This is a genomic window from Roseinatronobacter alkalisoli (genome assembly GCF_028745735.1).
GTDB classification, from domain to species: Bacteria; Pseudomonadota; Alphaproteobacteria; order Rhodobacterales; family Rhodobacteraceae; genus Roseinatronobacter; species Roseinatronobacter alkalisoli.
Genome location: NZ_JAQZSM010000004.1, coordinates 271,308 through 277,307, shown reverse-complemented (window position 1 = coordinate 277,307; position 6,000 = coordinate 271,308). Strand labels below are relative to the sequence as shown.

The following is a 6,000-nucleotide window of genomic DNA, read 5'->3' as shown; positions in this document are numbered from 1 at the left end:
TAAACAGCAAAAGAAACGGGGGCCAGGCGGCCCCCGTTTCTATTTGGTCAGGATCAGTTTGCCAGCGCGGGTAATCCGTAGCTGATAGGTTTTGCCATCCAGCAGGATCTGGGCAAGCGTGCCGCCGCGGGTCAGGGAATAGACGTCATGTACAGGGGGCGTCTGGGTCTGGGGCTGTTGCGGCCACTCGGGCATCGCGCAGTAATTTTTTCTGTTGAATATCTCTGATGCGGGACGAAGCCGCCGTTCGGCATTGTGGGCTGAACGGCGGCTATAGCTTTCAAATCGCGTCAGGCGCAGGCGGTGGCTTCGATTTCGAACAGCAGCCCCGGAATGGCCAGACGTGTCACCCCGAGCAGGGTCATCGGCGGGGTGTTTTGCACCGCCCCAAACCGCATTCCCAGCAAATCGAAATTCTTCAGCGCCTCATCCACATCCGTCGCATAAATTCCAAGCCGGGTGACGTGGCGCAGGTCCATGCCCGCGCCCTCAAGTACCGCTGTCAAATTGTCCAGCGCCAGACCGATCTGGCCGCGCATATCGCCCGGATGCTGCGGGTTGCCGTCCGCATCAACGGCAGTCTGACCGGCGCAAATGACCTGGCGCGTTGCGCCTTCGATGATTTCGCCCTGATTGTAACCCAGTTTCAGGGACCAGTCCCACGGATTGACGGCGGTGCGTTGCATGGCAAATTCTCCTTGTTGATGTCCACGCTGCACTCGTAGAACTAAATGGTGCCAAAATTTGGCACTTTTCATGCTATGCTGACCAGATGAACATTCGCACCCGCCATGATGCCATCGTCCGTCACCTCCGCCGCTCAGGGACGGCGACCATCGATGCGCTTGCGGCAGAGGTCGGCGCGTCGCGGCGCACGGTGTTGCGCGACATCGTCGCCCTGCGCGACCAAGGGTTTGTCATTCACTCAGAGCCAGGACGTGGCGGCGGCCTGCAACTCGATCCACAGTCGATGCAAACAACCGCGCGGCTCGCCGTGGCTGAGGTTTTTGCCCTGCTGATCAGCGTGGCCGCAATGCGCGCAGCCGGACACCTGCCATTCTCGGGCCTTGCGGATGCCGGACTGGCAAAGATCGAAAAGACTCTGCCACCGGAAAAAGTACGCGATCTGCGTCGGTTTCTGGACTGCCTGCATGTGGGGAAGCTTTCGCCGGCTCAGGACTTGTCGGACATAGGGTCGATCGACCCCGATCTATTGCCCACCTTCGAGGCCGCTTTTCTGGATCGCCTGCACCTGAGGTTTCACTACCACGATGCCAAAGGTCGACAGACGCGCCGCGAGGTTGAACCGCAGGCCATGCTGATCCTGCCACCGCTGTGGTATCTGGTGGCATGGGATCCCGCACGCGCGGATTTCCGGCATTTTCGCATGGACCGCATCAGCAAGCCGAATATCGTCGATGGTACAAAGTTCCGGCAACGCCATGTGCCGTTTGACGAGGACGTCTGCCCCTACAGCAGCTTGCCGCGATGAGGCTTCCGAAGCTGACCTTCGATCCTATCGCGGCATTGGTCAATAAAGAGTTGTTGAAACCTGGGCCAGTGCAGCACGGGCCGACTGCCCCCCCGGGGGAGGCAGCGACACACCCGGAATGCACAGATCGGGTCAATTCACTTCGTCAGAAAGGATGCGGTCCCACGGAATTACGCCGGGTGCGGTATCCTGCCAGTGATCCTTGAAAATCCTGCGGGTTGCGGCGTTTTGGGTGGTGGTTTCCACATAATGCGGATTGCACTTGAGCACGCGCATGGCGATGCGCTGAATTCCGCGACTGCGTTCATCGCCGCGCTGTGCGTACCCACCAAGGGATCTCATGAAGGTATGAAGTTCTGCTTGCCCACGTTCGTCGAACCAGCCTTCGTCGATCAATTCGTCCAGCATTTCGAATTGCATCTTACTGGCGAGCAGTTCCATCGCGTTGATATAGCGCTCGCCATTATTGATGGTATCTTTCCACAGATCGCCGCCCGCATCGATGACCATGCGCAACCCGTCGATGTTCTGCGAAAGTGCCAGCCCTGCGGGCAGATTGCCCTGATTTCTTGCCGGATCGCCCCATGTTGCATTCGGGTCGCCTCCATGACGCAAGTAAGAGGCCAGCATCGCGTTAATCCCGTCCATGTCCAGCAACAGCCCGCCCGGCAAGGTTAGGAAATAAACGAAATTGCGGTCCGATCCCGTGGTCTTGTCCAGCATGGAAGTGTCCGCACCCGCAGCGAGAAGAGCGTCGATGGCCGACAGGTTCCCTGCTGCGACGGCATGGAACAGCAGCGTGATGTCCTGCCCATGGCGCTGGTCGATACGGTCGCCAAGCGCTGTGAAATCGGACGCGGTGAAGTTGTCACCCCATTCTATGCGCTGTGCCAGCCGGTGAATATTGCGGTTGTAGTCCGGAGTTTCGCGCTTAAACAGCCGGTCTGCACGGTAAGCAGGATCGTTCAAGAATGCCTCTCTGATTGCATGTGGCGGTGACAGCCAGATAAGGAGCGTCACCAGCACCAGCCCTGCTACGCTGAAAAGGGCTATGCGCATGTCAATTGACCTTTCCCAGATCGGCAAAGAGTTTGAGTAATTGATCCATCGTCACTTTTCCTACCTTGCAGTTCACGGAAATATTCCCAGCCTTGTCCATCGTGATCACACTCTGCCCACATTTGAACGTGATCTTTTCGCCGACCTCCAGGATGAAATTCTTTCGGACATCAATATAGTAGCTATCCCCGACCGAAGTAGACTTCACCTTACCAAGAACCTGTGCAGCATTGCGCTCGATGTTCTCCAGAATATCCTTGCCGACAGTGATCTCCATGTTTCCATCGCCAGTGTCCCCAACCACGCACCGATGCCATAGGCCGCCCCGCCAATCCCTTCGAGGGCTTCAGACGCGCCGCTAGGGGTGATCTTGCCGCGTTGCGCAGGCCCGACATATATGCGCATATCGCCCCCAACGACCTGTTCCAGAATGTTCCCGGTTTCGCTTGATTTCGAATCGCCAACACTCTCGACCTTGTTGACATTGACCCGTTCGGTGCGGTGGTGCTCGATCTTGGAGTTCATGTCTTTCTGCGTGTACATGAATATCTCTTCGCCGCCCTTTTCATCCTCAAACCGCAGCTCGTTGAAACCTTCCCCCTCATCCGCGCGCGCGACCTGCGATTTGAGCCCCTGTGACAGTTCGGCCTCCTGCGCGCGGGTGAGTTCAAGGACTTCATTTCCAGACCCGCCCCCGCCTGCACCAGCCGCCACCATATCCTCGGTGCGGATCATGGTGACTGCATCGCGCCCGCGTATGACAAAGCGGATGACGCCACTGGTCTCGACCGCATCGAAGTCGAAATGCTGCGCGAGCGTCGCGATGGAACTGCGTCGGCTTTCCAGAGCGGCGATGACATAGCCCTCGACTGCGCCCCAGAGACCGGAGACATCGATGCGCGTTTCAGGCATCCCAGCGCCCAGGAAGAGATGCCGGACGAGGGCTGCGAGCGACACGGCCCCTAGCCGTCCGGTCAGCCAGTGGCCCAGCCGCCGGTTAGAGCCGTCCGTACAGACAGCGATCAGGGCCGGAAAGAAGGTATAGGGCCGCGCATGGAAGCTGGCGAATTCAATATGGTCACCGATCTGGCGAAAGCCGTGGGGCTTGCCGAACGCCATGTCAGCCGACAACTGCGGCTCGCCTACCTCGCGCCGGGGGTCCGCAAGCGCTTGGTCTACAAGCGCGAGGTGCCCGCTGTGACCCTGCGGAAACTGACCGACGTTGCGGCCTTGCCGTGGGGTGAGCCGCCGGAACGGGTGTTCGACTGAGTCTCAGTGAAAGCTCGCCTGAAACGTCGTCGCAGTCAGCGAGACATGCGCGTCCAGTGGCGGGTGCAGTTCGAACGCCTTCGGCTCGCGCGAGAAATTCCACAGCCGGAACAGGCGCCATTCCGACCGGCGCTCCTCGGCCACGGCCAGCTCGTTGCGCGTGATGTGGAAGGGCGTGCGCTCCCATCCGTTCGTTGTCTTGACCTCGATCAGCCGCGGCAGACCGTCCGGACTGAAGCTCGCGATGTCGTAGCCCGCGCCGTCGCCATCCTCCTCCGACACCCAGCGCACCTTGCGCGCCAGATCGTCCCGTCCCGCCGTCCGCAACGCCGCCCGCTCATGCGCCAGCACACGTTCCTCGCCCGCGCGGCCAATGGCGCGGTTGCGCTCGTCCCGGCCCGCCACGTCGAACTTGCGGGCGATGTGCAGCATCTGGTCCAGCTCCTGCGGCGGCAGCTGGTTCGACAGCGTCGGCGGCGGTCCGATCCAGATCTGCGCCGCCTCGCGTAGGCCACCCGCAGGACGCAAACCCGGTTGGCGCCCGAGCCAGGCAGGGTTCAGCGCCAGCCACCGCGCCACGGCATCCACCAAGGTCATCTGGAAGTTGAACGCGGGCTTGTAGCCGGGGATCCAGTCCTCGCCGAGCCCCTTCAGCACCGCGCTGATGTTCTGGTGCTTGAACTCGACGGACCCTTCGGACCGGTTATTCAGCAGCGGTAGCAGCGCGCGGCGGTGTTCGGCCTTGCTGTAGCGGCGCGCGGAGATGTCGTCGGCGAGCATCGCGAAGTAATCCGCGACGATCAGGTCATTCTCTTCATCCGTCCAGGGTCCGTTCGACATTGCGCCAGGCTATGGGCACGAAGTGTGTTTGTCATCAGAGACTTCCGGCAGGGCGCTTGCTCACCTCGAACGCTGCCGCCTGACTTGGGGATCGGCGACCACGGAGCCGTCCTCCCGACCGTCCTGCGCCTTCGTGTCGGTCTCCGTCACCGGATTATCTCGCGAACAGGACGACCCCACGAATTCGGTAACCCATTGGCATTGCATGGGTGTTTCACGCCGTCCCGTGGCCGTCGAGGGGCGCTCGAAGAGAGACGCAGGCCATTCAGAGACCCATTCTGCGTCAAGCTCCCAGTCTCCGAAGGGCGGACGGCCCTGCCAACGCCCTTTGAAACAAAAGGAAAAAAGGCCCCACTCGGGGCCCTTGGACGGATTCAGCGTCTGAATGTGGCGGATGGGGTGGGATTCGAACCCACGGTACGGTTTCCCGTACGCTGGTTTTCAAGACCAGAGCCTTAAACCACTCGGCCACCCATCCTTGTGCGGCTTCGTATATACTGATCAGGTGAAGTGCAAGATACCTCGAACGTGAAATGCGTGGTCGTGACACCCTTGTCGTTCCGGGGGGCATGCAAGGGGGGATGAAGGTTTGCGCACAAGCCGCAGCGCTGGCAGGCAGCCGGTATGCGCAGTGGTCATCCTGAATGACGCGCAAAAAATATACCCGGAAGGGTCCGCAATAACAAAGCCTTCCGGGCATATCGGTCAGATCGGGTTCACGATCATGACCACAAGGGTGTAAACCAGCACCCCAGCAAAAAATGCGGCTATCAGCCACAGGCGCAGCGTATCCATATCCGGACTCCTGAATGATTCTGAAATTCGCGGGCTTCAGCCGGATGGAACAGGTGGCGCGCGCGTCCATGCGGAATGCCGGAACACGGGTTTTGCGCCGCGCAGCAGGTCCGGAGCCGACCGCATCTGCCAGTACCGGCAGGGCCAATCAAGCAGCACGCGCGATCCGCCATCATGCCCGGATGTGATGTCAGGTGTATCAGGGCGTTCAGAGCGCAAGGACTGGCGCGCGCAGGACTCGGTCTGGAAGGCCTTGAGCGTGGTGTCATGGGCCGCCAGTGCTGCGACCATGTCTGCATTGGGGAGCACCCCCGGAACGAGGGTGCAGAGCACGATAATCCTGATGAACCGGACCAGAGCGTTTTTCAAGGACAGGCCCCTTTGGGGTGCGACACATCGGACGCATTTTCTCTGGCTAATTACGCCCTGCAATGACGGATATGCAATCGGGCAAATGACCAGGCCGGTTGCACGCCTGTCACTTCCGCTTGATCATGGGCAAGCTGGCCGTCTGCGACAGGACCAGCGCGCGCAGCCCGCCTGTT

General features: G+C 60.4%; 8 protein-coding genes, 1 tRNA gene and 2 pseudogenes. 2 read left to right on the top strand and 9 right to left on the bottom strand.

The window, feature by feature from the left end:
- Positions 1–39 precede the first annotated feature (39 nt).
- Entirely contained in the window at positions 40–195 is a 156-nt protein-coding gene (gene hemP / locus PUT78_RS07165; protein WP_274351554.1) for a hemin uptake protein HemP, read from the bottom strand.
- A gap of 95 nt (positions 196–290) precedes the next feature.
- The gene (locus tag PUT78_RS07160; protein WP_274351553.1) at positions 291–686 is read right to left on the bottom strand and encodes a RidA family protein; all 396 of its coding nucleotides are present in this window, start codon (positions 684–686) and stop codon (positions 291–293) included.
- A gap of 86 nt (positions 687–772) precedes the next feature.
- Between PUT78_RS07160 and PUT78_RS07155 the strand changes: the two genes are divergently transcribed.
- Complete coding sequence (locus tag PUT78_RS07155) at positions 773–1,492, top strand: helix-turn-helix transcriptional regulator (RefSeq protein WP_274351552.1); 720 nt, start codon at positions 773–775, stop codon at positions 1,490–1,492.
- A 132-nt stretch (positions 1,493–1,624) separates the two neighbouring features.
- Here the strand turns inward: PUT78_RS07155 and PUT78_RS07150 are convergent, their stop codons facing one another.
- The 4 genes and pseudogenes from PUT78_RS07150 to PUT78_RS23780 all read right to left on the bottom strand — a co-directional run.
- Positions 1,625–2,551: a hypothetical protein gene (locus PUT78_RS07150; RefSeq protein ID WP_274351551.1), complete on the bottom strand. Its 927-nt coding sequence runs from the start codon at positions 2,549–2,551 to the stop codon at positions 1,625–1,627.
- A gap of 1 nt (position 2,552) precedes the next feature.
- Positions 2,553–2,828 (bottom strand): hypothetical protein, encoded by a 276-nt coding sequence (locus PUT78_RS07145; RefSeq protein WP_274351550.1) that lies wholly within the window; start codon positions 2,826–2,828, stop codon positions 2,553–2,555.
- Positions 2,756–3,145, bottom strand: a pseudogene (locus PUT78_RS23785) (bacteriophage T4 gp5 trimerisation domain-containing protein); the annotation flags it as partial. The pseudogene PUT78_RS23785 and the gene PUT78_RS07145, both read right to left, overlap by 73 nt.
- Positions 3,146–3,151: 6 nt before the next feature.
- A pseudogene (locus tag PUT78_RS23780) lies at positions 3,152–3,613 on the bottom strand (phage tail protein); the annotation flags it as partial.
- Here PUT78_RS23780 and PUT78_RS07135 point away from each other — a divergent pair.
- Positions 3,605–3,820, top strand: coding sequence for a hypothetical protein (locus tag PUT78_RS07135; protein WP_274351566.1), 216 nt, complete (start codon positions 3,605–3,607; stop codon positions 3,818–3,820). The pseudogene PUT78_RS23780 and the gene PUT78_RS07135 overlap by 9 nt on opposite strands.
- A 3-nt stretch (positions 3,821–3,823) precedes the next feature.
- Here PUT78_RS07135 and PUT78_RS07130 read toward each other — a convergent pair whose 3' ends face one another.
- From PUT78_RS07130 to PUT78_RS07120, 3 genes are all read right to left on the bottom strand, one after another.
- Positions 3,824–4,660: a protein NO VEIN domain-containing protein gene (locus tag PUT78_RS07130; RefSeq protein WP_274351549.1), complete on the bottom strand. Its 837-nt coding sequence runs from the start codon at positions 4,658–4,660 to the stop codon at positions 3,824–3,826.
- Positions 4,661–5,048: 388 nt separating this feature from the next.
- Positions 5,049–5,138: transfer RNA gene (locus tag PUT78_RS07125), tRNA-Ser, on the bottom strand.
- Between the two features lie 353 nt (positions 5,139–5,491).
- On the bottom strand, positions 5,492–5,824 hold the full coding sequence (locus tag PUT78_RS07120; protein ID WP_274351548.1) for a hypothetical protein: 333 nt from the start codon (positions 5,822–5,824) through the stop codon (positions 5,492–5,494).
- Positions 5,825–6,000 lie beyond the last annotated feature (176 nt).